Below are 26471 nucleotides of genomic sequence, written 5' to 3' on the forward strand. Positions count from 1 at the left end.
AAATATACGCACCACATTTCGGCACGTTATTATCATGGTGGAGTAGTTTATTAGCACATCTTGCTAAAATACCAATCCATTTATTCATAAATAAAACGATAGATTCATAACAGGTCATATCACGATTCCATCTTTAACACTATAATTATAGCGTTAAAGTTAAAAATATACAATATAAAATTTAAACTACGCATATGTCAGCTTGGAACTATCCATAATAACCCATATAAAGTGAAACTTTAATCAGCCCTCACCAATCGGGATAAAACATAACAAGGAGTAAGCAAACAAATGGGGTCTTTTAATAAATGGATTCGTGGTGAAAAATCTTTTTCTACCCAAGAGCAAGCTGATCACACATTAAATAAATTTATCTCTTCTTCCCTTTCCCTTAATTTAAAGCACTTGTCCAAACTGTTTAGCGGTATTCCAGAATTAATAACACGCACTTTTCCATTAAAAAACGGACAGGAAGCTGCACTTATATATATGGAAGGACTTGTAGACAAAACTGTTATTAACGTAAACATCCTTCGTCCTCTCTTATTTAAAGAGTGGACTGAAGACGATTTTTGGGAAGCCTCTGTTTCTATCGGAAATATTAAAAAAGTTCAACAGTGGACAGACATTGAACAATCTCTTTTACACGGCAAAAGTATTTTATTTATAAACGGGCAATTATCCGCTTTAGAGCTTGATACGCAAGCGGCACCAAAAAGGAGCATTGAAGAGCCTACAACAGAGAGCTCCATAAAAAGCTCACACGAAGGATTTAATGAAGTAGCGAGCGACAGCCTTGCACTTATTCGTCGATATATTCCAAATCGCGAATTGAAAGTAAAGGAATTCACTGTTGGTGAACGAGCTACTTCAAAAGTTTTTTTGCTGTACTTAGCAGACATTGCAAACGAAGATGTTGTACAAGAGATGGCCTGCCGCATCGAATCAATCAAAGTAGATGCCATTCTTACTACCGGAGAATTAGAAGGATTTGTTGAAGATAATTCCTATACTCTCTTTCCGCAATTATCAATAACTGAACGCCCTGACACAACAGCACATCATATTTTAGACGGGCGAATTGCTGTTGTTGTAGATCGTTCACCAGGCGTATTAATGACCAATGACTTTTTCAGCTTTTTTTCAGACGATAGATGATTACAGCTTCAGACCAATGATTCCATCTTTTATACGATTACTTCGTTTCACTGGATTATTTATTGCAATTTTTGCTCCTGCTCTTTATATTGCTATGATTTCCTTTCATTATGAAGTGATTCCACTTAAATTATTGTTAACGATTGGAGAATCTCGAGCTAAAATTCCTTTTCCTCCTATATTAGAAGCACTTTTGATGGAATTAGTACTTGAAATGCTCCGCGAAGCTGCAGTTCGGCTTCCTGGACCCGTTGGACAAACCATCGGCGTCGTAGGAGGGATTGTTATTGGACAAGCTGCAGTTCAAGCAGGAATAGTAAGTAATGTCATGGTTATCGTCGTATCTATTACTGCAGTCGCTTCTTTCATCATCCCTAACCTAGAAATGTCTGCAGGAATTCGCCTTCTTCGATTCCCAATGATGATAATTGCCTCTTTATTTGGTGTCATTGGCATTATGGTTGGGATGGCAATCATTATTATTCATATACTTTCCATGGAATCTCTCGGTGTTCCTTATGGTAGTCCGTTTTCTCCGTTATTTGCTTCGGATTTAAAAGATATTCTTATACGTTTACCATGGAAAATAATGAAGAAACGCCCACTATCCCTTAACTTAAAACAAGAGAATCGACAAAGCGATATAGAAGGAACGGAGGAAGATAAGTGACAAAGCGTGCAAAGAGGGAGATTAGTTTATTTCAATACATCTTAACGATTAGTGGTGTTCAAGTAGGATTCGGTGTCCTTACACTTCCACGTGAAGTTGCACAAGGGGCGAATACAGATGGCTGGATGTCTATTATTATTGGATGCGCTATCACTACTTTAGTCAGTCTGTCTATTGTAAAAATCATGGAAAAGCATCCTGGATATACTTTACTCGATGTGCTAACTCGTTATCTTGGGAAGTGGCTAGGAAGAGCAGGAATGATTTTTTGGATTTTATATGCTGTCCTTGCAGCTATTTCCTTAATTTTTTCCCTCTTATACGTTATTCACATTTGGATTTTACCTAGAACTCCAATGTTTTTAATTATGATTTTACTATCTATTCCCATGCTTATGCTCGCATGTAAAGGCGTTCTTATTATAAGTCGCTACGCTGTTTTCACTGTGTTTTTCACACTGTGGATGCCTTTGCTATTGTTTATCCCTCTTAAAGACGGGCATTGGATATACCTTCTCCCTCTTCTTAAAGAGGGCTGGATACCAGTTTTAAACACCGTAAAATCAACTATTATTGCATTTCTTGGATTTGAGTTTGCATTTATCCTTTATCCGTATTTGAATAACAAATCCTCTGCCAAAAAAGGGATTGTTATCGCAAATTTAATTACACTATTTCTCTATCTTCAAGTCACGTTCGTTTCTTTCGTTTATTTTAGTCCAGATGGTATAACAAAGTTTTTATGGCCCACCCTTTCTCTTGTTACACCATTTCACTTTTCATTTCTTGAGCGGTTTGAAATTATCTTTTTATCTTTTTATCTCTTCATTATTTTTGATTCTTGCATTCCTTACATATTTACTGCTTCAGATGGAATTAATCAATTACTTAACAAAAAAGGGAGTTCCTTACCTATTTGGTTTTTATTATTCGGGTGTATTGTTGTCTTATTCTTTTATATCCCTTCCTCTTACCAAATAAGTGCTTTGCGAGACTTTTGGGGAACTGCCAGTTATTTTATCGTTTTTCTATTTCCAGTCGTATTTCTCTTATACATGACACTTTATCAGCATTGGAAAAGGAGAAGAGTTTAAATGAGGCGCTTTATTCATTTCACTATACTTTACTTTCTCATAACCTTTTTAACAGGCTGTGGAGATCGACTCGACTTAGAAAAACAATCGATTTCATTAATTTACGGCTTTGACGCAAAAGCAAAAGGAAAATTAATTGTGTACCACGTAAATCCTATTTTTAATGAAGACGTAGAAAAAAAGTACGAAACACATGAAGCGAAAGTACGTACACCTCGAGAAGCAAAAGCAACGTTTAATAGTTCAAGTGGCGGTTTAGTATCTACAGAAAAGTTACAGCTCATTTTATTTAGCACAAATTTTTTAAAACAAGAAGGGGCTATGCCTTACCTTGATGTTTGGTATCGTGATCCTAAAAACACTGGAAACATGCGTATGGTTGCAGTAGACGGTCCAATTTCTTCAGTTATATATAATAACTTTAAAGACAAGCCTGCCCTTCCCGAGTATTTAACAGATTTAATTAATACGAACAAACTGTACAATCGGACCGTTTTTACAACATTCCATGAATTTCACAGGCAAACGTTTAATAAAGGTATAACACCTGCTATTTCAGAAATAAAAAAAGGTAAAAAAGATGTTATCGTTACCGGTTCCGCGCTATTAACTTCTCGCGGAATTTATAAAATGTCATTAAATCGTTATGAAAGCGCCCTTCTTCTTTTGTTACAAAAGAAAGCGAATACACCGGTTTCGCTTACATTGAAAATCCCTTCTACTTCAGTTGAAAGTAATAGTGATTTAAAAGATACCGATGGCGGCGATTTCGTAACAATAAATGTTCTTAGCATGAATCGTGATATCCATACAGACTATAGCGATAACCGCTTCAAATTTAATGTTAAAATGAATTTAAAAATCGCTGTATCTGAACTTACATTCAATATGGATATAGACAAAGATAGAAAGAAATTAACTTCTCTTATTACAAAACAACTAAACAAAGATTTGAACGATTTAATCCACAACATTCAAAAACAGCAGCTTGATCCATTCGGATTTGGTGATTATGCGAGAGCGTTTCAATATGAAAAATGGAAAAGAGTTGAAGACGATTGGCCGAGTGCCTTTTCAAAAGCTAACGTAAAAGTAGCACCTACTATTAAAATTTTAGAAAATGGGATTATTAAATAGCAAAAACACGCTACTTGTTCTTATACGTTTAAAGAACAAGTAGCGTGTTATCATCTTTATTTTGAAGCTTCTTATACAGTTACACTTCTGTTTCTGGTTCTTCGTTTTCCACTTCTTCCAATCTTTGCTGCTCTGCAAGCTCAGCTGAAATCATTCCATAATAAATTTCTGGATACAATCCGAATATTTGATATACACTTCCTAAAAACGGCATCGGAATCCCTCTTTTCTAAAGTTGTATTGCCACTTTTAAGGATTCCCTTTTCATTCATTATACATTCGTTTTTGGCGTTTCTTCTTCATCATGAACGCTTAATAAATTTTGCCACTTTTTATAAGGAGCACTATTTGGATCTACATATCCTTTCGCGTACGAACGATCCCACAATTGTTTAATAAACATCTCTTTCTCTTTCTTGGCAACCATATCAGCACCTGTACCGTAATAGTTTTGGAAATATAACTCAATTTCATCAAGGAACAGCCTTAATAATTCATCAGAAGTTTCTTCTAACGTTGGATCATATTTCGCTTCACGGTCATACATTAAAATCATATCTAAAATATTATGGACATGCTCTTTACGTAGCCATCTAATATCTTGAGCACCTAATACAAATGGATGCGTATATAAATGTCCACCTTGTATCATCGCCTTTTCTTGTTCTTCTTCAAATCTGGACAAAATGTTTTCATAAATAAATGGGTTATGAAGCAATGCTCTGTGTAATTTATAACTTTCACTTGAAATATTTTTACCCATCGACTGAATTAAGAAGCTACGTCCAACACCGTTATATTGATACACGAACTGACCATCAACAGCAACTAAACTTATCCAGCGATACATATACGCGTATAGAAGAGCTCGATTACATTTATCATAATCTAACTTCGTTTGCGTTGCATTTAAGTCTGGCATGAATGCTGGTAAGTGCCAATACTTATCTAAATGCGGTGTTAAACTAGATTTTTTACTATTCAACTTGTTTACACGGCGATAGTACGACTGAAAATAATCACCTTTATCATTCATAAATCCATTTGCAATATGTCCAGACGAAAGCTTAGGAAAGTCTTGTAGTGATAAACCGTAATGTGCACGATAACAAATGACTTCAAATGGCGAGAAAGCTTCATTTACTGTATCTTTTTCTTTAAACATTTCTTGCATTAACTCCTCTTGCAGTTCTTTCTTTAAAGATGGATGTATGCCCCAATATTGTAATTCCCTATGATGAGAAACTTTCGGCACGAATGGACTTGCTAAATGGAACAAGTCTTCAATTTTTTCACGAACATATTCATCACGATCACGATTCTTATAATCCGCTTCTTTTCGTAATGCCTCAACGATATTCAGCTCTAATTTATCGCGATAGCGTATTTGTAATTCATCATAGCAATAACTTAGTATGTGCTCACGATAAAAGTCTTCTACCTTTTTCGATTGAATCTCTTCTGTTTTCGCATCCCGGCAATATTCCCCGTATAAGCTCATATAAATTTCTGCTGATATATCTTTCGGTAATACACCTAAATTTAAATGTTGTTGCATATCTTGCCATATCTTTTCTTGTAACTTCTCTTCCGCTAATACGTATACATTCGTTGGGTTTGTTTTCCCTTCAAATTCTTTGCTTCGTTTTTGAATTTCGAACAATAAATTTTCACGTGTTTCATGTAAATTATCAAAAAACCTTTCCCAATATTGAATCATTTTATTAACTGCTTGATATAGCGATTGATAAACGAGTTCTAATAGCATTTCTTTACGGTATTCGTTTAATTTGTGTACGTACTGCGTTACAATATCTTCAAATTCCTTTTTAAATAAACGCTGCTGGTTATTAATCATTTTTCCGAACCAACCTTGTTGTTGCGCAATTTCTACTCGGCGTACAGCTGTTACCGTTCCATCAATGTTACTCACATTAAATTTCTTATCGTAGTTTTGAATTAAATTACGCTTTTGTTCATTATTTTCATGTAGTCGATTCATTTTTTCCACTAACTGCTTTCGAATTTCATACAACATAAAACGAGCTGCTACTGGATGAACTGGATCTGTTTTCTTTAAAAACCATGTATTTAATTGATATGACTGGCCTTCAGAACCACTCGGTGAAAAACGGTCTGATTCAATCATGTCATATAAAAGTGTCGTTACATGTTCATGTACACGGCTCGGAATCGCATACGCATATAAACGAACCGCATGATCGACCCTTGCTACTTCACCTTTCATTTGTTCCATCATTTTCAGTTTCGCAGCCGAAATTTTACACTCATGCTGCAGACGATTTAATTCCTCGTCTTTTTGTACCGTACGCTGTACATAGCTTTCTACAGCTTCTAAAAACAGTTTAGATTTCGCAACACCAACCTTACCGCCTTCTGCTCCTTCACGCGTTTCATTGTACATTTGTCTATAGAAAATATGAGCCTGCTCTGGACGAGTAGCAAGATGTTCTAAATCTTCTAAATAACTTTTCCCGCGCTCTGGCTTTTCACGCTGCATACCACGTTTTACATCTTGGTCATATCTATGCTTCTTCTCTTGAAACAATTGATCTAAATGAAGCCACGATTCATCTAAACCTTGCACGGCCCATTTTAAAGCACAATATTTTAACACATGCTCATATGGATAAATAATCTTTGCCGTTCCTGCTCCGCAATATCGCCCTTTCCCACTTGATTCTGCTAATTGCTGAATTTGATTATCTTCCTGTGCAAAATGATTTGCGGACATCGGACTAAATAACTGTAAATAAATCGTATTTGCCATTTGCTCCATATAATCTGATAAATTGTGCAGATGGTGTCCATGTAAATTTTCGTAATCATATAAGAAACAATAATTGTACGGTAAATGATGTTGTTTAATTGTATGATTCGTTCTTCCGTCTTCATCTACTTGATCCGGTCGATACTCTAATTCAATCGTAACCCCGCCGCGTTTTGATAACTCTCCAGTAGAACCGAGCGTAATGGCATGTAATTCTTTTAACGAGGCATAGCCATTTGCTTGCACCGTTTCAAACTCTTTCGCACTAACCGTTCTCGTCTTCACTAACACATCCGGCATTAGAAATGCACCGCGTATTAAAATGTTGTGATGCTGCAGTTTTTTCCGAAGCATTTCACGTAAATATAATGCAATTTGTAGAAACATTCCTGAACCTGTTCCGCCCGCTAGTGATGTTACGATAATGACACGCACTCCATATTCTGTTTGATCGCTCGTAACTGGAAAAATCTTCTCAATTTCTTGCCAAAAGGACGTGAGTTTATCTTCTTTCATCGCAGCACGTAACGCTAAACGGGAAATAACGCGTAACTGTCCTGCCCCTTCTGTCAGTGGTTTATCAAGTATAGTCGGGTCCATCGGAAACCATTCTGGAATCGTTGGATCTCCTGCAATATACTCCCTAGGCGTTTTGCTCGAACTCGTTTGCGTCTTAAACTTTCGAATATGATCAAATTTACTCAATGTATTCACATCTGTATCAAATACGTGCATTGCTACCTTTTTTCGACGCTCCTCAGGCAGTCTTTCATATATTTGATGTGTCACAGTACTACCGATTCCACCTAAACCAATTAATATCGTTGGAACTTGTAACGTCACGTGAACCACCTTCCTATTCTTGCTTGTTTGAAAAGAGGAGGGAAAGATAACATTCTCCTCTTCTCCCCACCTACTATTCACACTCGTATTTGTAAATCTCCTTACCATATCCTCTATCAATTACTAAAAGTTCATTTGGATATAGTGTCTTATGTTCCATTCCAACCTCATCCTCTGTTATAAACATCCCATCAATAATCATTCCTACTACTTGTGACTCTTTCGCTACAAATATCGATTTTGATCCTTTCTTCGCTATAAACGTAACGGATTGCACAGTCTTTCTTTCTGCCCTAAACGGAATACCAAAATAATGCTTCCACCATTTATTTTTCAGTAATTCTGGCTCAGATTGATATAACCAATCTTTCGCTACCTCTTGATCCCATTCGTAATACAATAGTGCTTTACGATGAAATCTCGGACGGACAATCCATCCTAAAACGATTATTCCTACTATTAACAGTAATAAAGTGATAGGAATAACAAACTTAAAAATAAGCGCATACTTTTCATAAAACGGTGCATCTTGAATGTGGAGTTTTATGTTTTTCTTTACTTCTTGTAACTTTGAATCCTGCACTACGATGGTAGCTTCTACGGTGCCGGTATCTGTAAAATTGAACGTGTCGGAGTAATGAGGTCGAGGATAAATATAAATTTGATTACCATGTTGTTTTATTTCATAGTTGATGGATTGTTTAGATGTGACACCAGTAGATTTTAATAGTTTTTTTACAGCCTCTTCTGTCATCGGCTTATCATCTAACTGTGGTTGTATAATAAATGGTTTACTACTCTCTAAATTCGTTACTTTTTCTTCATAATCTTTCGTGACAGTTCGAAGAGATAATGCAGGCTTTTTCGTTGTTTCGATTTTAAATTCTTTCGTCTGTCTGTAAAACCCCTTTATGTTCATATGAACTTTCCCACGTACTAATCCTTTAGTAAGCTTAGTTTCGTAATAAAACACATGTCTTTTATCGTCCCACTTCATCGCATATTGCTTTCCATCTATTTCTACTTCTGCCTGGAAGTAAGAAGACTGAACGGGCAACTCAGTAGGCTTTGCTTCAATAACAGCTGTCACACCTTCATACATTTCCTCAACATTTTTTCGATCCTTATCTTCTTTGTCATAAGTAGAAACAGTATAATTAAGCGCCGGTTCGACTAGTACTTGTAACCCTTCTTTCTCAATATCTCGATCCACTTCTATCGTATACGTTCCTGGTTTAATAACTTCTTCATTTTCCGTACTGATATGAACTATATTTCCGAACAATTTCGCTTCACCTGGTGCATGTATGGAAAAAGAAGATTGTAATTGTAATGGTTTAGAAATTTGTGTGACCTGATAATTAGACAAAGAAGGCGATTGTCGCACAAGCGTCATACGTTTTAACGGAAATGGTGTTGTAATCTCTACTTTCTTCCCTACTACTTTCGTTTTTACAATCGATTCAACAGAGGAGAACGGATCACGATTTGCCACTAATGCTGCCACTTGATTGACGCTTTTTACAATACCATCCTCTCCACTAGATGGCATCGTAACTCCATTTATCTCTTTTTTCCATATTTCTTTAAACGTATTTAGTTGTGCCTTTTCTTGCTGTCCTAAATCCTCTTCCATCGTAATTAAAATTGGATGTAACGATATCTTTTTTGCATCCATTTCTTTCTTAAACTGTGCTAACTTTTGTGTAATTTGTTCTTTTCCGCCAATCTTATCTTTCTCTAAATCATTAAATGCCCCGTCAGTTAAGACAATAAGCCAAAATTCACGTTTCCCATCTATATCTGCTTCCTTTTTTATAGATTGCATCGCCGTTTCTACTGCGCTAAACGGAGTATTTAAATACGTTTTCCACGCTCCAATTCCCTCAATTTCCGTTTGTCTCTTATCCTTCGTTAACGAAATGTTTAATGGATCATTCGGCTTGCTCATTGGAACGTAAGAAAATTTATCTTTTTCATCTAATAGCGCAACTAAACTTTGCAAAGCATAATTGGCATATTTCCAGCGATCGTTATTTCTCATGCTGCCCGAATCATCATATACAAGTGAAACGACCCTTTCCTTTGCCTCCTCTCCTTTTGCAAAAGTCCAAAAAGGATGTAACCATATAAATAGAAACAACATGAATGTGGCACAAATTCGAATTTTCATGATGAGGCTTCGCCACCTTTGTAGACAAATTCCTATGTTTAAATTTATGAGAGGATACAAGATATATGACTTGTATTTTAGGACAACGAACACAGCATAACTTTATTATGTAAACAGTTATAAAAGCTGAATATGATTCCTTCTAGCGTTTTCTATCCGATACTATAAGTAAAAAAGCCTGTTTAAGCTCTACACTTAATACAGACTTTTCCTACTTTTTATTTTAAAAACACATAACAAAAAGTTTGATTTTTGAATTAACACATCACTTCTATTGTAAATCCACCAGGTGCTTCCACATAAAACGTATACGCATGTGCACGTTTAGGAGCCTCAACCAAAAATCCATCTTCCTTCAATCTTTGATTTATCTTATCTACTTGCTCTTCACTTTCTTGTGGAAATCCTACATGAAATGTTTTTGGATAATGTACGTCTTTCCCTTTCATTAACGTTAATATAAATCCATCATTATCACGCATAACTGCAAAGCCATTTCCCCTTGTTCCGCTACAAGTTAAGCCAAAATACTTTTCTAAAAACTCTCTAGCTGCTGTTACATCTGTAACTGTTAAATTAAGATGTTTAATTCCCAATCCTTCACCTTCTTTCTTAATTTTCTAATATTTTATCATATAAAGTGAAACTTGAATCAGTGGGAGTTTTGTTCATTTCCCACTGATTATTAGCCCTCACCAATCGGGCTTTTACGGGCAGTTAATCCTCTACCTAACTTCTTTGCTTCCGCTGAATTTTGAGGTGAGGGGCTTACTGCCCACAAATAGCGGGACAATTAAAAAACACGCCTTTCACAGCGTGTTTCATTTCTTCACATACACTTCAACAATTGGATTATCTTTATGATCCGCATGCAAACGTATATTCTCTTCACTTGTACTATAAATACTAGCTAATAACATAATCGTTAGCACATTAGGAGTTTTTGCATCGCTCCCGTATTTCCTTTCCAGTGCTTCCTTATATTCAAAATCCAAATCCCCTTGCACATATGTATACACTTCAAAACCGTCTTCTAAATTGCAAACTACTGTATCAATAATATCTGCCCCTACTTGTTTCTTCATTTCCTCTCGCAATGCTTCAATAAACTCTTCCCATGATACTTCGTATGTCTGAAACTGATCTGTAGATTTCATGCCTTTTCCTCCTTATATATCCTCTTCCTATATTTCCCCTTTCCTATAACAATTATGATAGATAGGGCATTCGTACAAGCCGCACTTGTCCCCTTTACATATCGTATTACTGTAATGCGGAAGGAGAAGAAACATGCATAGACAAAAATGTTATGATACGTGCCGACGTTATTTCGGTAAAGTTGTTCGAATTGAAGACATTGATGGTCGTATTCATTTAGGTAAAATAATCGATGTGACAAAAGATTCCGTATGGATTGAGCCCATGCAACAGCATTCATCTTTTGATACAGGATTCGGATACTATGACGCATATGCAAACGGTGGCTGTGACCTTTGCGGTGGCCTTAGTAGATGTGACAGCTGTGGATTCGGTTGCGGCGGTGGATTCAGTGGTTGCGGTTGTGGTGGTCGAGGTTGTGGTAATTGTGATGGCGGCGGTTGTGGCTGGGGCGGCGGTTGCGGCTGGGGTGTTGAACTCGGATTTGGTTTTATCTTCGGAATTACATTAGCTGCATTATTTTTCATTTAATATAAGTAAAGAGTTGACTATTTTTAGCCAACTCTTTTTCTTCATTTTTCACATATAAAAATACGATGCCCTAAAATGTGTTGGTACATAAGCCTTATATTTTCATGTTGCACCCATGCCTCATATAACTCATTCGGAATAAATTGTGATACATTCCATTCCGGCTCTTCTATATAAGCAGTGATTGTTTCTGCAATTGTACCACCGCCAGCAATAGTAACCCGCTTAAAATTTGCTTTCTGAAATAATTGTACCCACTCACTCTCAGTTAATAGCTCTTTCATCCCGTATAATTGAGCGATTTTCTCTTCCTCACCCTTACCAATATGCCTATCAATAATCATTTCAATGACAACAAGCTTACCGTCTTTCTGTAGTACACGATAGCACTCCGAAATAACCCTTTCTTTCTCTGTAAAAGCAAGTATCGATTCTCCGAGTACCAATTCAAATGAGTTATTCAAACACGGTAAATTCTCTACATTTTCTTCAATTAATTGTATATCTAATCCTTCAAACGACCATCTATCTTTCGCCTTTTGAATCATAATTTCATTCTTTTCCACCGCTGTTACTTTATATCCAAAATTTTTTGCCATATATGCTGCGGTTTTTCCCGTGCCGCAACCTATCTCAAGAACATTCGCTCCATGTCTAAAAGGAAGTTGGGCTAACAGTTGTTTTGTTAACGTAAAACCACCAGGATGAGCACTCCCTATTCCGTAATAAGCCAGGAAATCGATGTAAGTATTTCGTTCCATAAAATTCTCCTTTAAATTTTCTATAATACATATATTCACCCATCAATAAATAGTGCACATAAAAAAGCATTTCCAAGTGCAATACCGCAACTTGAAAATGCTCTTATCTTTTTTATTTCTCTTCTACATACGCCCATTTGAAACTATATTCCGGACTAATATTATGTTTCACGATTCCCTTTATATTTGGTTTCATTACATATGATCTAGCATTTTGATATAATGGTACAAGCGCTACATCGTCTTCAAGTAATATTTTTTCAGCCTTCCCTAACTCTGTCCAACGTTTTTTTGCATCAGCCATCCATTCTGTCTTACTTTTATTAATAATGTCATCATATTTTGAATTTGAGTAGCTCATCTGGTTTTGCGAATTTTTTGTTTCAAACATATCAAGATATGTCATTGGATCCGCATAATCTGGATTCCAGCCACCATATGAAAAATCATAATCTTGGTCTGATTCTAATTTTAGTTTTTGCTTAAATGGTTGCAGTTTAATATTTACTGTCACGCCTTTTAGGTTTTTTTCAACTTGATCTTTTACATACTCCCCAACTTTTTTCGCATTACCAGTATCATAATTTAATAACTCTATCGTCACTTGATCTTTTCCTAGTTCTTTTTTCGCTTCTTCCCAGGCTGCCGCTGCCTTTTTGGAGTCTTGTTTTAAACCATTCTTGAACGTTTCTGCAAAATCTTTACCGTCTGGTCCACTCGCTAAACCTTTTGGTACTAAGTAATCCACTGGTTTTGAACCATCATTTAAAATAACATTCGTTAAAGCTTTCTTATCAATAGATAATGCAATTGCTTCACGTAGTTTTTTGCTCTTTAATGGTGTATCTTGCCCACCACGTTTTTGATTTAAACGTAAGTAAAACGTACTTGTTTCCGAATATGCGCCAAACTCTTCTTTATTATTTCTATACTTATCAACAAATTCACCTGATAGAAGCGCGAAGTCAATTGCACCTGTATCATATAAATTCACTCGAGTAGCCCCTTCTTTTACTACACTATAGTTAATTTCATCTAATTTTACAGTCTTTTTGTCCCAATACTGATCATTTTTCTTTAATTTCCAGCCTTGCTCATGTTTCCAATCAGTAAGCACAAATGGACCATTATAAAGCGTTGTATCAGACTCTAAACCAAATTTATTTCCTTTTTCCTTTACAAACTTTTCATTTAATGGATAGTATGAAGCAAATGCCATTAAGTTCAAGAAATATGGTACAGGTCTTTCTAGTTCTACTTCAAGCGTATAATCATCTACCGCTTTTACACCTAATGTCGAAACTTCTGCTTTTCCTTGATTTATCGCTTCTGCATTTTTAAGATAGTATGCAATAAATGCATACTCAGCAGCTGTTTTTGGATCTACTAGACGTTGCCATGCAAATACGAAATCTTTCGCTGTTACAGGATCACCGTTTGACCATTTTGCATCTTTCCGTAATTTAAATGTATATTTTTTACCATCCTCGCTTTTTGTGCTAGATTCCGCTACAGCTGGGATTGGCTTATTATCTTTATCAAGGCGATATAAACCTTCCATTGTATTCCCTAAAATTTGTGAACCAAGTGTATCTGTATTTTTGGAAGTATCCATTGTCGGAATTTCATTCGTTTCTGTACGATTTAACACTTGCTTTGCCGCATATTTAATATCAGATTTCTTCTCTTCCCCACCATTATTAGACGTTGTAGTCGTTTTTTTCTCCCCACCAGAAGATCCAGAACATGCTGTTAAAGCCATACTCATCGCTAAAACTGGCGCTACAACCGCCGTAAACTTTTTCATCTTTTTCTTCATTTTTGTACCCTCCCCAATTTATATGTACGAAACTAACTTTGAGAGATTTCTTTCGTTTTATTTTTCGGAAAATTATTACTAATTATCGTTCTACTAATTTCTTCTAATTTGTAAAGTTTTTTGATAATATTAAGAATAATCACTCTAACAACTATAATAACTATTACTATACGAATTCTCCCACATCTACTATATGTAAGTACCACTTTTCTTATTCTTCTCTATTTATTTAAATTTAATTGAATAGTAAAAGAGCGTTTAAAAATAAATACTATATTTTTTAAACGCTCTTTTTCTTATTTCTCTTCCGTTACATACGCCCACTTAAAGCTATATTCTGGACTGATGTTATGTTTCACAATTCCTTTTACATTTGGTTTCATTACATATGCTCTTCCTGTTTGATATAAAGGAACTAATCCTGCATCTTCTTCAAGTAATAATTTTTCTGCTTTCCCTAACGTTTCCCAACGCTTCTTCGCATCACCCATTAATTCATTACCTGCTTTTTGTACCATTTCGTCGTATTTTGCATTTGAATAACTCATTTGGTTATATGGACTCTTCGATTCAAACATATCAATAAATGTCATTGGATCCGCATAGTCTGGACTCCAACCTGCATAAGAGATTTCATAATCTTGTGCAGTCTCTAATTTTAATTTTTGCTTGAATGGCTGAATTTTCGTATTAATCGTTACACCTTTTAAATTTTTCTCAATTTGATCTTTAACATAATCAGCAATCTTTTTCGCAGTTCCATCATCATAGCTTAGTAATTCAATTGTAACTTGATCTTTTCCAAGCTCTTTTTTCGCTTCTTCCCACGCTGCTGCTCCTTTTTTCGGATTATATTTCAGACCATTTTTAAATGTATCTTGATAATCTTTACCATCTGGTCCTGTCGCAAGCCCTTTTGGAACCAATTGGTCTGTTGCTTTTGATCCATTATTTAGAATTACATTTGCCAATCCTTTTTTATCAACTGATAATGCAATTGCTTCACGAAGCTTTTTGCTCTTTAACGGTGTATCTTGTCCGTTACGCTTTTGATTTAAACGTAAGAAGAATGTACTTGCTTCTGAATACTCACCGTACTCATCTTTGTTCGATTTATATTTATCTACGAATTCTCCTGATAGTAGTGTGAAATCAATTGATCCTGTATCATATAAGTTTACTTTCGTCGCAACTTCTTTTACTACACTATAGTTAATTTCTTCTAATTTTACAGTCTTATTATCCCAATACTTATCATTTTTCTTTAGCTGCCATCCTTGTTCATGTTTCCATGAAGACATAACGAACGGCCCGTTATACAACGTTGTATCTGCTTCTAAACCGTACTTATCACCTTTTTCTTTTACAAACTTCTCATTTAACGGGTAGTATGATGGGAATGCTACTAAGTTTAAGAAATACGGTACTGGCTTTTCTAATTCTACTTCTAGCGTATAATCATCTACCGCTTTTGCTCCTAAATCTGTTAGAGGTTTTTCACCTTTATTAATTGCTTCTGCATTTTTAATATAGTAAGCAATAAACGCATATTCTGCTGCTGTATTTTTATCCAGTAAGCGCTGCCATGCATATACGAAATCTTTCGCTGTTACTGGATCACCATTTGACCATTTTGCATCTTTCCGTAATTTAAATGTATATTTTTTGCCATCCTCGCTCTTCGTACTAGATTCCGCTGCAGCTGGGATTGGCTTATTATCTTTATCAAGACGATATAATCCTTCCATCGTATTTCCTAAAATTTGTGCCCCTAACGTATCAGTAGATTTAGAAGTATCCATCGTCGGAATTTCTTGGTTTTCTGTACGATTTAACACTTGCTTCGCTGCGTATTTAATTTCGGATTTTTTCTCGTCCCCACCACCACTAGACGTCGTAGTTGTTTTCTTCTCCCCACCAGATCCAGAACACGCTGTTAACGCCATACTCATTGCTAAAACTGGCGCTATAACTGCCGTGAACTTTTTCATCTTTTTCTTCATTTTTATACCCTCCCCAATTATATGTACGAAACTCATTTTGAGAGATTTTCTAATAACTAGTTATCAGAAAATTCTTATTAATTAATATTCTACTAATTTTTCTGGTTTTGTAAAGTTGTTTTTAAAATATTCTAAAAATTATTTTTTTGTAATAGTAAAAGACATTTTTCACAGTTGTTACTATACAAATTATCTATATCTATCGGTTCATTTACATTTAATCTCATAATAAAAGAGCATTCCAAAAGTCAATAGTCTACTTTTGGAATGCCCTATCATTTTATCTTTCTATTGTGAACAATGAGATTCACACTACAAAATAAGCTAAGAAACTTATATTTATAGTATCACTGTTTAAAATTATTTCCCATCAGTGATATATGTCCATTTGAAGCTATACTCCGGACTAATGTTATGGTGAACGATGCCCTTCACATTTTGTTTTTGAACGTATGCATCACCACGTTGGTATAAAGGCACAATTGCTACATCTTTCTCAAGAAGTAATTTCTCAGCTTTCCCTAGCTCTTCCCAACGTTTCTTCGCGTCACCCATTAATTCTCCACCAGCTTTTTTGATCATATCATCATACTTCGGATCAGAGAAACTCATTTGGTTATGAGAATGCTTAGACTCAAACATATCTAAGAATGTCATTGGATCCGCATAATCTGGATTCCAACCGCCATATGAAATATCATAATCTTGCTCTGTTTCTAATTTCAGTTTTTGCTTGAACGGTTGAAGTTTAATATTGACTGTTACACCTTTTAAATTCTTCTCGATTTGATCTTTAACATATTCTCCAACCTTTTTCGCATTACCAGTGTCATAGTTTAATAACTCAATTGTAACTTGGTCTTTTCCAAGCTCTTTTTTCGCTTCTTCCCATGCAGCTGCTGCTTTTTTCGCATCTGGTTTAATACCATTTTTAAATGTTTCTTGGAAGTCTTTACCGTCTGGTCCAGTTGCTAATCCTTTTGGTACTAAGAAGTCCGCAGGTTTAGATCCATCATTTAAAATAACATTTGCTAAATTCTTTTTATCGATTGAAAGCGCGATTGCTTCACGTAACTTTTGACTCTTTAATGGTGTATCTTGTCCGCCACGTTTTTGGTTCATACGAATAAAGTAAGTACTTACTTGTGAATAAGTCCCAAACTCTTCCTTATTATTTCTATATTTATCAACGAATTCTCCTGATAGAAGTGCAAAATCAATTGCATTTGTATCATATAAATTTACTCTTGTAGCTACTTCTTTTACTACACTATAGTTAATTTCATCTAGTTTTACAGTCTTTTTATCCCAATATTGATCGTTTTTCTTCAGTTTCCAGCCTTGTTCATGTTTCCAATCAGTAAGTACGAATGGTCCGTTATATACTGTTGTATCAGACTCTAAACCGTATTTATCCCCTTTTTCTTTTACGAATTTCTCATTTAACGGATAGTACGATGGGAATGCTACTAAGTTTAAGAAGTATGGTACTGCTTGTTCTAATTCAACTTCTAAAGTAAGGTCGTCTACTGCCTTTACTCCTAGTTCCGTTACAGGTTTTTCCCCTTTATTAACCGCTTCTGCATTTTTAATTGGGAATGCGATAAATGCATACTCAGCAGCTGTTTTTGGATCTAATAGACGTTGCCATGCAAATACGAAATCTTTCGCTGTTACAGGATCACCATTTGACCATTTTGCATCTTTACGTAATTTGAATGTATATTTTTTACCATCCTCACTCTTCGTGCTTGATTCTGCCGCAGCTGGGATTGGTTTGTTATCTTTATCTAATCGATATAAACCTTCCATCGTGTTCCCTAAAATTTGAGAACCTAATGTATCTGTATTTTTAGAAGTATCCATTGTTGGAATCTCATTTGTTTCAGTACGATTTAGTACTTGTTTCGCCGCTAATTTTTCTTCTGATTTGCTATCTCCACCTGAGCTAGAATTTGTGCTTGTCTTCTTATCTCCACCTGATGTAGAACATGCTGTTAATGCCATACTCATTGCTAAAACTGGTGCTACAACTGCTGTTAGTTTTTTCATTTTTTTCTTTTTCACTTTCTGTACCCTCCCTAATTCTAAACGCTCTCATTTAAGAATTTTCTGATAATTCTGTTTTTCTTTATATATTTATCAGAAGATTCTTATTAACTATTATTCTACTAATTTTTTGAGTTTTGTAAAGTGTTATTATTGAAAATTTTTAAAAAATTATTTTATTACAGTAATATTCATAAAAATTCCATAATCTTTCGAAACACTATATCTTATTGAATCTTATGTATTGATTTAATAGTCTTTATACCCTTCCACTATAAAACACCTGTAAATTATTGTTAATAAATAATGTATATCGTAACAAACCTCTTTTCTACAAAAATAAAAAAGTCAGCTTTGCTGACTTTTTTATCCGACCATTTTCTCTTTTTTCATTTCCTCTATTACTCTCGTATACTTCTCTTCATCAAATTCATTTTCACTTTTTGCAACAACTACAGTCGCAATACCGTTACCAATTAAATTGACGATAGCACGTGCTTCTGACATGAAACGATCTACACCAAGTAATAGCGCTAACCCTTCTAATGGAATAACATTCATCGCAGATAACGTAGATGCTAATACAATAAACCCTTCACCTGTTACTGCTGCTGCACCTTTAGATGTAACTAATAAAATAGCTATTATCGTTAATTGTTGACCTAGTGAAAGATCGACGTGAAAGACTTGAGCTAAAAATATAGTAGCCATCGATAAATAAATGGTCGTTCCATCTAAATTAAAAGAGTATCCCGTCGGAATGACTAAACCTACTACTGGCTTCGAACATCCGAAGTCTTCCATCTTTGTCATCATTCGCGGCAATACTGATTCTGATGATGATGTCCCGAGAACAATGAGTAATTCTTCTTTAATGTGAGCTAAATATTTCCAAAAACTAAATTTGTACAGTTTACAAATAAAATTTAAAACAATAAAAACAAATAATGCCATTGTCGCATATACACAAATCATTAATTTACCAAGTGGAATAAGTGTACTTAAACCATATTTGCCAATTGTAAACGCCATCCCGCCGAATGCTCCAATCGGTGCTAATTTCATTACAATTGATAAAATGTTAAAAAATACTTTCGATAATCTTTCAAAAAAATCGATTACCGGTTGTCCATTTTTCCCTAACATCGTTAACCCAGCACCGAATAAAATGGAGAAGAACAGCACTTGTAAAATATCACCTTTTGCAAATGCTTCAAACATGTTAGACGGTACAATATGTAAAAAGAAATCCACCCACTTCATTTCTTGCCCGCTTTGTACATATTGCGAAACATCTCCGCCCTTTAGCTTTGAGGGATCTAATCCATCTCCGGGACGTACAACATTCGCTATGATGATACCAATAATTAAAGCCGCAGTTGTAACAATTTCAAAATATAATAATGCCTTACCACCAACACGACCTACCTTTTTCATACTTCCCATACTTGCAATACCAAGCACAATTGTTAAAAAGATAATCGGTGCAATAACCATTTTAATCATATTGATGAACGTTTCACCAATTGGCTTCATCTCTTGTCCAACACTCGGCCAAATAGCTCCTACTGCAATACCACAAATAATGGCCACAATAACTTGAAATGTTAAATTCTTTACGATTCTCATTTTTGATACTCCCCTGCTTCTTTCATTTCTCCCATACTTTTTCAATAATTGCTAATGATATATTCTATGTAATAGCCCCCCTGTTATGTAACTTAAACTACAATTTTATGTTACACTATTATCTTAAATTCGAAAATAGTATATAACATTAATGAATAAAGTACATACTATTAAACATAATAAAAAAGCAGACATTACATCTGCTTTAATTTTCCTCAATCTGTTTTTCACTTAATCCTAAATGTGTTCTAAGCGTATTACTCAAACTCTGCAAATCTTTTTTATTAGGATTATAATAATATACACGTTGCCCATTTGGACCATTAGGTAAGTATAAATCATCACCTGCTAATTGAATTTTTTCAATCGAACAATTTAAACCGTATTTATAAAAAGATAAAATATCATCCATTGCTAAATTTGTTTTAAAATCACCATCAACCGCCTCGACTATTTTTTCTAGCTTCGTAATTGATCCTACACTTTTTAATTTACTTAAAATCGCCTCAATAACAAGTTGTTGGCGCTGTCCTCTCATTGCATCACTATCAATATGGCGAGTTCTTGCTAAGGCAAGTGCTTCTTCCCCTGTTAATTTTTGTAGTCCTTTTTTCAAATGGATCGCGTCAGGTTCATCTTTACTATTTTGCTCCGTAAATTCAACTGGGACATCTACTTCAATCCCATCTAATCCATCAACAATTTTAGTAAATGAATTAAAATTAAACTTTACAAAATAATCAACAGGCACTTGTAATAACTTTTCTACCGCTTCCACTGAAGTTTGCGGCCCTCCATCTTTACCATTTTTAACGAAACCACTTCCATATGCATGCGTTATTTTATCTTTTTTCTTTTCAACCGGAACATATGTGTATGTATCACGTGGTATACTCGTTAATTTCACAGTCTTATCATCTTTATTAAAAGTAGCTAACAGTAGTGCATCTGTATGAAATGCACCATTATACTCCTTTTGTCGTTCTTGATTTTCATCAATTCCCATAATTAAAAGTGAAACATTATTCGTAATCGGTTTTACAGTTTCCTCACGTAAATTTGATTTTTCACCACGTGCTAAATTAACATTTGATTTTTGTACGAGATTAGAAGTTTTCATATATACGTAAGTACCATATCCAAATCCGCAAAATAGTAATATTGCTAACAATACACTTATTATCGTTGTCTTTTTATATTTTCGTTTATTTTTCTGTTCTCTTGAAGAAGAGGTATTCTCCATATCGTTTCCTCCGTTTTCTATTCATCTAATATATTTTTCAATTTTTCATACTTAGCGCTATCCTTTTGAAATGCATTCTCTTTCAACCCTTTGTTTATTTGTATCCATTCAGTCGTAATCGAATATTGAATCATACCTTCGTGGAAACTAAGGAATTTTAGCATAATCCCTGTATTTTTCTCTACAACCATTTCAAATTTCCCTCTTAAATCTTCAGATGTACTTACAGGCATTTCTATATTTATTGTCCCTTCTATTTTGTAGCAATCCAGTCCAAGATACTTCGTTTCTTTATAATTCCAATCTTTATATCGAATTAATAGATCGGCAAATTCGGATTGAATACTATACTTTGCGAATCCCACATATTCATCATCATATCTTTTTTTCTCACCTGATTTTCTCAATAACCTTTCCGTAGGATTTAATTTTAATAGTTCATAGTTTCTTTCTTTCGGGCTCCATTTTGTTTCTTTGTACGTATACTTCTCGTCATCAAACTCTTTTTTCTTACCCTCGTTATATATAATTGTTCGTTTTTTCGCTAGTTTATCTTCTTTCGAAGAGATACCTCTTTGTTGCTCCGTATCAATCGCATATTTGTATGTTGTAGCAATTCTTGAAGAACTAGAATATTCCTCAAATTGTCCTGAAATATTATTAAAATGATCAATGGAATCTAGCATCTTTTCATGAATCTTTTCTTTATCTGGATAATTTGCATTCGCTTTTATTTCCTCTTCGTTTTCGTAATCAGAAAATGCCTTTTTCTTTACATATTCAAACACTCCGCCGTTTTGAGCAAAAATTTGATCAGAAAACTCCGACATAGACACAATTGAAAGTGCTAGAACCGCAGCACTTATAGCCATCATATAAACTCTGTAACCTTTCTTTTTTACCGGGAGATTATGTAGTGTACGATTAATCTTTTCATTTAACTCTGGTGGCACTATAACACTCTCTTCTTTTATTCTCTTTTTTAATTTCTCATCAAATAATTTATCATCAGCCATCCTTTGCACCCCCTATTCCATCTTTAATCGTTTCTGTAGTTGTTCCCTCGCACGTGCCAATCTCGATTTCACTGTTCCTTTTGGTACTTCTAAAAGCTTCGCTATACTCTCTTGATTCATATCTTCATAATAATAAAGCACCGTAACAGCTCTTAACTCTTCATGTAACGATTGAATCGCATTACACAAATCTATATCTTCATACTGATCGCACGCACTCATATTGTAATCATTCTCTTCTGTCACAATTATCTTTTTATACGTTCTAATAATGTTATTACATTCATTCATTAAAATTCGAATCAACCAAGTTTGAAAAAACTCTTCTTTCTTTAATTTTTTTATATTTTCATAGGCTTTTAAAATTGTTGTTTGTATCGCATCCTCTATATTTGTCTCATCACGTAACATAGCCTTTGCAATACGATACATCTTTACTTTTTCTGTATGTATAAGCCTCATAAATGCTTCATGATCACCTTTTTTTGCTAAAGAAACATCGGTTTCTTCTTTTACAATCATTTTATATAAAGGGATTACTTTCACAATTGCTCCTCCTGTTTCATCCTCACTTCAAATTTAACTTTACATGTATTAGACGGATGAGCCTAGAAAAAGGTTCATTTTTTTGAATATTTCCATAAAAAAAGGTAAACATTTTTCATGTTTACCTTTTTTTATACGTAACTCTGAGGAGATATCCATTTGGATCGACAACTTTAAAGCAATTATTTTTTTATAAAACAATAATGACTTTTCTACATCATTTACATATAGCTGCAACTCATTCGTTTCCTCCTCATCAAAAAAAGTCCACTCATATAGTGGACTTTCTACTCTACAACGGTAAATCCCTCTTCTTAAACAATACAATCGCTACTATAAAAATACAAAGCGCTCCCGCAGCTAAACCTATACTTACTGGCCATATATTATACGTTCCTTCCGCAATTTCTTTTGGACGAAACAGTGTAAATAACGATAGACTTTTCATCCACTCTAACTTATCACTTAATTTACCTACCATATTTAGTACAAAAAATAAAATAGTTAAACTTGCTGAGTAGCTAAGTGCTTTTCTTTCATCATTACATATACAAGAAAAGAAAAATGAATAAGCACTAACGACTAAAAATGTGAGCCCTCCGACTATATTTATCTTCAGGAATAATTCTTTATTTAAATTATTATCTTGTAAAAACCATTCCGCACCTACTATGCCCGCTACATACGTAACAACTACAATAATTAGTAGTCCTAATATGAGAACAGAGGCTTGCGTGATTGCAATTTTCACTCTAGATACAGGTGTCGCTAATAAATATGCCATCGCCCCTTTATCTACATGCCGGGCAATTAAATGTGTTGCAACTGTAACGCAAAAAATTGTTAATATGATAATAAACAATAGACTATAGTACTCACCAGCTAAAAAATCCATTACGTTTTGAATCGGACTTTCCATGCCAACAATTTTTTTCACACTATCAGGCATAGCGCTTATTAATTCATTTAAACCTTTCGCTGATACCATTGAAGGGAATATCCAAATTAACAACCATAAATAAAGTGCAGCACCCATAGCATAACTTAAAATACTTTTGTGCGCTTCTTTCAAACTAGCTAAAAACAATTGCTTATTCATGCTTTACCCCTTCTTTCTTATCGTAATAATGCATAAATAAATGTTCTAAATCCATTGCTCTCGTTTGAAGTGCCGTTACATTATAGTTTGAAAGTATTTGTAAAACAGTTTGATAGTTTCCTTGTACAATAATAGATGCCGCTCTACCTTTCACCGCTTCAAATTGTAAATTACATTGCGCGAGAGAGGCAATCTCTTCCTCTGATGATACAGTTACATCTATCACCTGTCGTCTCATACTTTGTAAATCATGAATATTTTCAACCGTTACAAGGCGCCCATCTTTAATAATCGCTACTCGGTCACATGTACGCTCAATTTCAGTGAAAATATGTGAAGACATAAGAATTGTTTTTCCTCTTTGCTTTTCCTCTACTATTAAATCTATAAACACTTGCTGCATAAGTGGATCAAGTCCTGATGTCGGTTCATCTAAAATTAACACCTCTGGATCATGCATAAATGCAGCGACAATCCCTACTTTTTGCTTCATTCCTTTAGACATTTTTCGAATTGGTGTTTTCACATCAAATTGAAGACGTTCTATTAATTCATCTCGTCTTTTCGTATCCTTTAGCCCACGCATTCCTTGCATTAACTTCAAAAACTCTAATCCGTTCATTCCTTCAATAAAAGAGATTTCTCCTGGTAGATAGCCAACTTCTCTTTGAATTTTCGCTGCTTCATTCCAACAATCCAATCCAAAAATTGTCGCTTTACCATCTGTCGGTTTTATAAACCCCATTAAATTACGAATTGTTGTGGATTTCCCGGCACCATTTGGTCCTAAGTAACCGAATACTTCCCCTTCTTTCACTTCAAATGTAATATGAAACAAACCTTTTCCATTTGAAAATTTTTTTGTGACATTTTGAACTGAAATCATAATTCCACCTCATTTTTTGAAATATTTAATATGTGATATTTCAAAATTATTGTACTCCTCCTCTTTCATATTCGCAACAACTTTTTGAAATATTTGTATGTCCATATTTCAAAATTATTGTTTTCTATTATTTTTTCTTGTATATTTTAATTGAGGTGATTGCATTGAACGGCTTTGAAAAAGTGAAAGAAAAGAAAAAACGTGCTATTAAAGAGGCAGCCTTCTTATTATTTTCAGAACGCGGATTTAATGAAGTGAAAATAGAACATATTGCAAAAGAAGCAAACGTTTCTCAAGTTACCATTTATAATCATTTTGGAAGTAAAGATGCGTTATTTCGAGAGCTTATACAAGAATTTATTATATCTGAATTTCAATATTATAAAGATCTTGCAGCGGAAAAATTACCTTTTCATGATATGATGCAAAAAATGATTGTAAGAAAAATGAATACTGGTGGGTTATTTCAGCCGGATATGTTACTACAAATGATGCAAAGAGATGAAGAGCTCCGAAAGTTTATTTATAGTTATCAAAACGAAAAAATCTTGCCTTGGTATTTAGAAATATTAGAACAAGCACAGCAAAAAAATGAAATTAATCCCCACCTTACTAAAGAAATGATGTTACTTTACATTCAAATGTTCACTAAATTAGGGGATGATTTCGGAGCACAACTTCTTGAAAGAGATCGTGAAAAACATATACAAGATATCGTTACGATGTTCTTTTATGGACTGTCCGTCCCAGAAAAATAATTGTATCTAAAGAACAAATAAAATCAACAAAAAGCCCTTTGATATTTAAATCTCAAGGGCTTTTTCATGTCAAATAAATGGCTAAAACTAACTTTATCTTAAAGAAGTGAAATGCTGCTTTATAGATAACACCTTATTATAGATTAACTCTTTTAGCATAACAGGCTGAATTGAGATAATCGTTTCACCGAAATTCAGAAAATAGTTCGAGATAAAATCAACTTCTTGTTTATTGAAATAGCCTGTTATAATATAATGTTCATTTTCTTTTTGTATCCTCATGGAAGGATAATTCTCTTTATCAAAAATGTCTTTTCCTCTTTGATTAACAATGACAATAAAATCAATTGCATCAGGTTTTCTGTGAAAAGTAGCAAGATAATTTAATAATTCCTCAAGATTTTTTGGCTTCGTATTACTTGTTTCCACAATAGAAAGAATTTTATCACATCTAATTATTTGAACATTATTTGTCTCAAAATTAAAGATTTTAGCATACCACTGGCCAAATTTAGATTCTATTCGAATAAATTGTGCAATCAAGGCTTTCTCCACATCTTTTTTTAAATATGTTAAATGATAAACTCGCTCAGCAAAAATCCCCTGCAAAATTTCTTTTAAGAACGGACTAAAATTACTATGATTTGTTACTTCAAAAGAAAGCGTTCGTTCCATAATTGCAATATTTTTACGCACATTATCAGGTAAGACATGTTTAAATTTATTTTCAAGCGCAATACTTTCTATATTGAATGGTTTTGTCTTGTATCCATTTAATGTAAGAATTGAAAAATATAATGCATACATTTCATCCACACTAAAATAAATTGGTGACAACACACTATTTTCTATAATTTTATAACTTCCATTTCTGCCTAGTTCAGAATATATTGGTACACCTATTTCTTCTAATGATTGAATATCTCGCAACGCGGTACTTTTAGAAATATCATATCTAACCATTAAATCTTTTAAATTAAAATATCTTTTATTATTTAAGAAAATAAGCATATCATTTATTCGTTCCGTTTTTTTCATATTTCCCTCCTCGAAAGGTGTCATGTATTGAAACCTTTTTAGTCTATATTATAATTATTAACTAATAAA

The 26471-nt window shown here is 34.2% G+C and carries 20 protein-coding genes and 1 pseudogene; 5 read left to right on the top strand and 16 right to left on the bottom strand.

Annotation, left to right across the window (positions count from 1 at the left end; genetic code table 11):
- Positions 1–291 precede the first annotated feature (291 nt).
- The 3 genes and pseudogenes from gerSA (at position 292) to gerSC (ending at position 4059) form a co-directional block, all read left to right on the top strand.
- Positions 292–1828 (top strand): annotated as a pseudogene (gerSA, locus tag RTP99_RS06750) (spore germination protein GerSA).
- Positions 1825–2922, top strand: a complete 1098-nt coding sequence (locus RTP99_RS06755) for an endospore germination permease (RefSeq protein WP_000166515.1) — start codon at positions 1825–1827, stop codon at positions 2920–2922. The pseudogene gerSA and the gene RTP99_RS06755 overlap by 4 nt, the downstream one beginning before the upstream one ends.
- The gene (gene gerSC, locus RTP99_RS06760) at positions 2923–4059 is read left to right on the top strand and encodes a spore germination protein GerSC (protein WP_001252220.1); all 1137 of its coding nucleotides are present in this window, start codon (positions 2923–2925) and stop codon (positions 4057–4059) included. It begins immediately after the preceding gene.
- Positions 4060–4138: 79 nt separating this feature from the next.
- On the opposite strand, the gene RTP99_RS06765 is transcribed toward gerSC, so the two are convergent.
- From RTP99_RS06765 to RTP99_RS06785, 5 genes are all read right to left on the bottom strand, one after another.
- Positions 4139–4273, bottom strand: a complete 135-nt coding sequence (locus RTP99_RS06765; protein WP_001116176.1) for a hypothetical protein — start codon at positions 4271–4273, stop codon at positions 4139–4141.
- Between the two features lie 57 nt (positions 4274–4330).
- Positions 4331–7693 (bottom strand): tubulin-like doman-containing protein, encoded by a 3363-nt coding sequence (locus RTP99_RS06770; protein WP_000175139.1) that lies wholly within the window; start codon positions 7691–7693, stop codon positions 4331–4333.
- Positions 7694–7766: 73 nt separating this feature from the next.
- Positions 7767–9866: a vWA domain-containing protein gene (locus RTP99_RS06775; RefSeq protein WP_000702085.1), complete on the bottom strand. Its 2100-nt coding sequence runs from the start codon at positions 9864–9866 to the stop codon at positions 7767–7769.
- Positions 9867–10123: 257 nt separating this feature from the next.
- Positions 10124–10462 (bottom strand): VOC family protein, encoded by a 339-nt coding sequence (locus RTP99_RS06780; RefSeq protein WP_000511525.1) that lies wholly within the window; start codon positions 10460–10462, stop codon positions 10124–10126.
- 225 nt (positions 10463–10687) lie between these two features.
- Complete coding sequence (locus RTP99_RS06785; protein WP_000842919.1) at positions 10688–11023, bottom strand: hypothetical protein; 336 nt, start codon at positions 11021–11023, stop codon at positions 10688–10690.
- Positions 11024–11156: 133 nt separating this feature from the next.
- Between RTP99_RS06785 and RTP99_RS06790 the strand changes: the two genes are divergently transcribed.
- A complete protein-coding gene (locus tag RTP99_RS06790) occupies positions 11157–11555 on the top strand; it encodes a hypothetical protein (RefSeq protein WP_000554981.1) in 399 nt (132 codons plus the stop codon).
- A 41-nt stretch (positions 11556–11596) separates the two neighbouring features.
- Here the strand turns inward: RTP99_RS06790 and RTP99_RS06795 are convergent, their stop codons facing one another.
- The 10 genes from RTP99_RS06795 to RTP99_RS06840 form a co-directional block, all read right to left on the bottom strand.
- The gene (locus RTP99_RS06795; RefSeq protein ID WP_000440858.1) at positions 11597–12316 is read right to left on the bottom strand and encodes a class I SAM-dependent methyltransferase; all 720 of its coding nucleotides are present in this window, start codon (positions 12314–12316) and stop codon (positions 11597–11599) included.
- Between the two features lie 112 nt (positions 12317–12428).
- Positions 12429–14135, bottom strand: a complete 1707-nt coding sequence (locus tag RTP99_RS06800) for a peptide ABC transporter substrate-binding protein (protein ID WP_000728468.1) — start codon at positions 14133–14135, stop codon at positions 12429–12431.
- 296 nt (positions 14136–14431) lie between these two features.
- Positions 14432–16138, bottom strand: a complete 1707-nt coding sequence (locus tag RTP99_RS06805; protein WP_000728441.1) for a peptide ABC transporter substrate-binding protein — start codon at positions 16136–16138, stop codon at positions 14432–14434.
- Positions 16139–16498: 360 nt separating this feature from the next.
- Positions 16499–18205: a peptide ABC transporter substrate-binding protein gene (locus RTP99_RS06810; protein WP_000727516.1), complete on the bottom strand. Its 1707-nt coding sequence runs from the start codon at positions 18203–18205 to the stop codon at positions 16499–16501.
- A gap of 348 nt (positions 18206–18553) precedes the next feature.
- A complete protein-coding gene (locus RTP99_RS06815; protein WP_001223613.1) occupies positions 18554–19816 on the bottom strand; it encodes a dicarboxylate/amino acid:cation symporter in 1263 nt (420 codons plus the stop codon).
- A gap of 205 nt (positions 19817–20021) precedes the next feature.
- Positions 20022–21059 (bottom strand): LCP family protein, encoded by a 1038-nt coding sequence (locus RTP99_RS06820; RefSeq protein WP_000432320.1) that lies wholly within the window; start codon positions 21057–21059, stop codon positions 20022–20024.
- A 17-nt stretch (positions 21060–21076) separates the two neighbouring features.
- Complete coding sequence (locus tag RTP99_RS06825; protein ID WP_046647789.1) at positions 21077–22075, bottom strand: hypothetical protein; 999 nt, start codon at positions 22073–22075, stop codon at positions 21077–21079.
- A 12-nt stretch (positions 22076–22087) separates the two neighbouring features.
- Positions 22088–22621, bottom strand: a complete 534-nt coding sequence (locus RTP99_RS06830) for a sigma-70 family RNA polymerase sigma factor (RefSeq protein ID WP_000864742.1) — start codon at positions 22619–22621, stop codon at positions 22088–22090.
- A gap of 292 nt (positions 22622–22913) precedes the next feature.
- Positions 22914–23720, bottom strand: a complete 807-nt coding sequence (locus RTP99_RS06835) for an ABC transporter permease subunit (RefSeq protein ID WP_046647791.1) — start codon at positions 23718–23720, stop codon at positions 22914–22916.
- Positions 23713–24606 carry an ABC transporter ATP-binding protein gene (locus RTP99_RS06840; RefSeq protein ID WP_000626589.1) on the bottom strand — a complete coding sequence of 298 codons (894 nt, stop codon included), beginning with the start codon at positions 24604–24606 and terminating at the stop codon, positions 23713–23715. The genes RTP99_RS06835 and RTP99_RS06840 overlap by 8 nt, the downstream gene beginning before the upstream one ends.
- Before the next feature lie 155 nt (positions 24607–24761).
- Here RTP99_RS06840 and RTP99_RS06845 point away from each other — a divergent pair, with 155 nt between their 5' ends.
- Complete coding sequence (locus RTP99_RS06845; protein ID WP_226990212.1) at positions 24762–25364, top strand: TetR/AcrR family transcriptional regulator; 603 nt, start codon at positions 24762–24764, stop codon at positions 25362–25364.
- Positions 25365–25457: 93 nt separating this feature from the next.
- On the opposite strand, the gene RTP99_RS06850 is transcribed toward RTP99_RS06845, so the two are convergent.
- Positions 25458–26426, bottom strand: a complete 969-nt coding sequence (locus RTP99_RS06850) for a helix-turn-helix transcriptional regulator (protein ID WP_029141175.1) — start codon at positions 26424–26426, stop codon at positions 25458–25460.
- Positions 26427–26471: the final 45 nt, after the last annotated feature.

This window comes from Bacillus sp. (in: firmicutes), from assembly GCF_031983925.1.
GTDB classification, from domain to species: Bacteria; Bacillota; Bacilli; order Bacillales; family Bacillaceae_G; genus Bacillus_A; species Bacillus_A pacificus.

Bases quoted from the DNA above. Each gene is read 5' to 3' on its own strand.
- RTP99_RS06820 (WP_000432320.1), bottom strand. From the start codon at position 21,059: ATGGAGAATACCTCTTCTTCAAGAGAACAGAAAAATAAACGAAAATAT.
- RTP99_RS06800 (WP_000728468.1), bottom strand. From the start codon at position 14,135: ATGAAGAAAAAGATGAAAAAGTTTACGGCGGTTGTAGCGCCAGTTTTA.
- RTP99_RS06850 (WP_029141175.1), bottom strand. From the start codon at position 26,426: ATGACACCTTTCGAGGAGGGAAATATGAAAAAAACGGAACGAATAAAT.
- RTP99_RS06805 (WP_000728441.1), bottom strand. From the start codon at position 16,138: ATGAAGAAAAAGATGAAAAAGTTCACGGCAGTTATAGCGCCAGTTTTA.
- RTP99_RS06775 (WP_000702085.1), bottom strand. From the start codon at position 9,866: ATGAAAATTCGAATTTGTGCCACATTCATGTTGTTTCTATTTATATGG.
- RTP99_RS06785 (WP_000842919.1), bottom strand. From the start codon at position 11,023: ATGAAATCTACAGATCAGTTTCAGACATACGAAGTATCATGGGAAGAG.
- RTP99_RS06795 (WP_000440858.1), bottom strand. From the start codon at position 12,316: ATGGAACGAAATACTTACATCGATTTCCTGGCTTATTACGGAATAGGG.
- gerSC (WP_001252220.1), top strand. From the start codon at position 2,923: ATGAGGCGCTTTATTCATTTCACTATACTTTACTTTCTCATAACCTTT.
- RTP99_RS06765 (WP_001116176.1), bottom strand. From the start codon at position 4,273: ATGCCGTTTTTAGGAAGTGTATATCAAATATTCGGATTGTATCCAGAA.
- RTP99_RS06840 (WP_000626589.1), bottom strand. From the start codon at position 24,606: ATGATTTCAGTTCAAAATGTCACAAAAAAATTTTCAAATGGAAAAGGT.
- RTP99_RS06790 (WP_000554981.1), top strand. From the start codon at position 11,157: ATGCATAGACAAAAATGTTATGATACGTGCCGACGTTATTTCGGTAAA.
- RTP99_RS06835 (WP_046647791.1), bottom strand. From the start codon at position 23,720: ATGAATAAGCAATTGTTTTTAGCTAGTTTGAAAGAAGCGCACAAAAGT.
- RTP99_RS06815 (WP_001223613.1), bottom strand. From the start codon at position 19,816: ATGAGAATCGTAAAGAATTTAACATTTCAAGTTATTGTGGCCATTATT.
- RTP99_RS06825 (WP_046647789.1), bottom strand. From the start codon at position 22,075: ATGGCTGATGATAAATTATTTGATGAGAAATTAAAAAAGAGAATAAAA.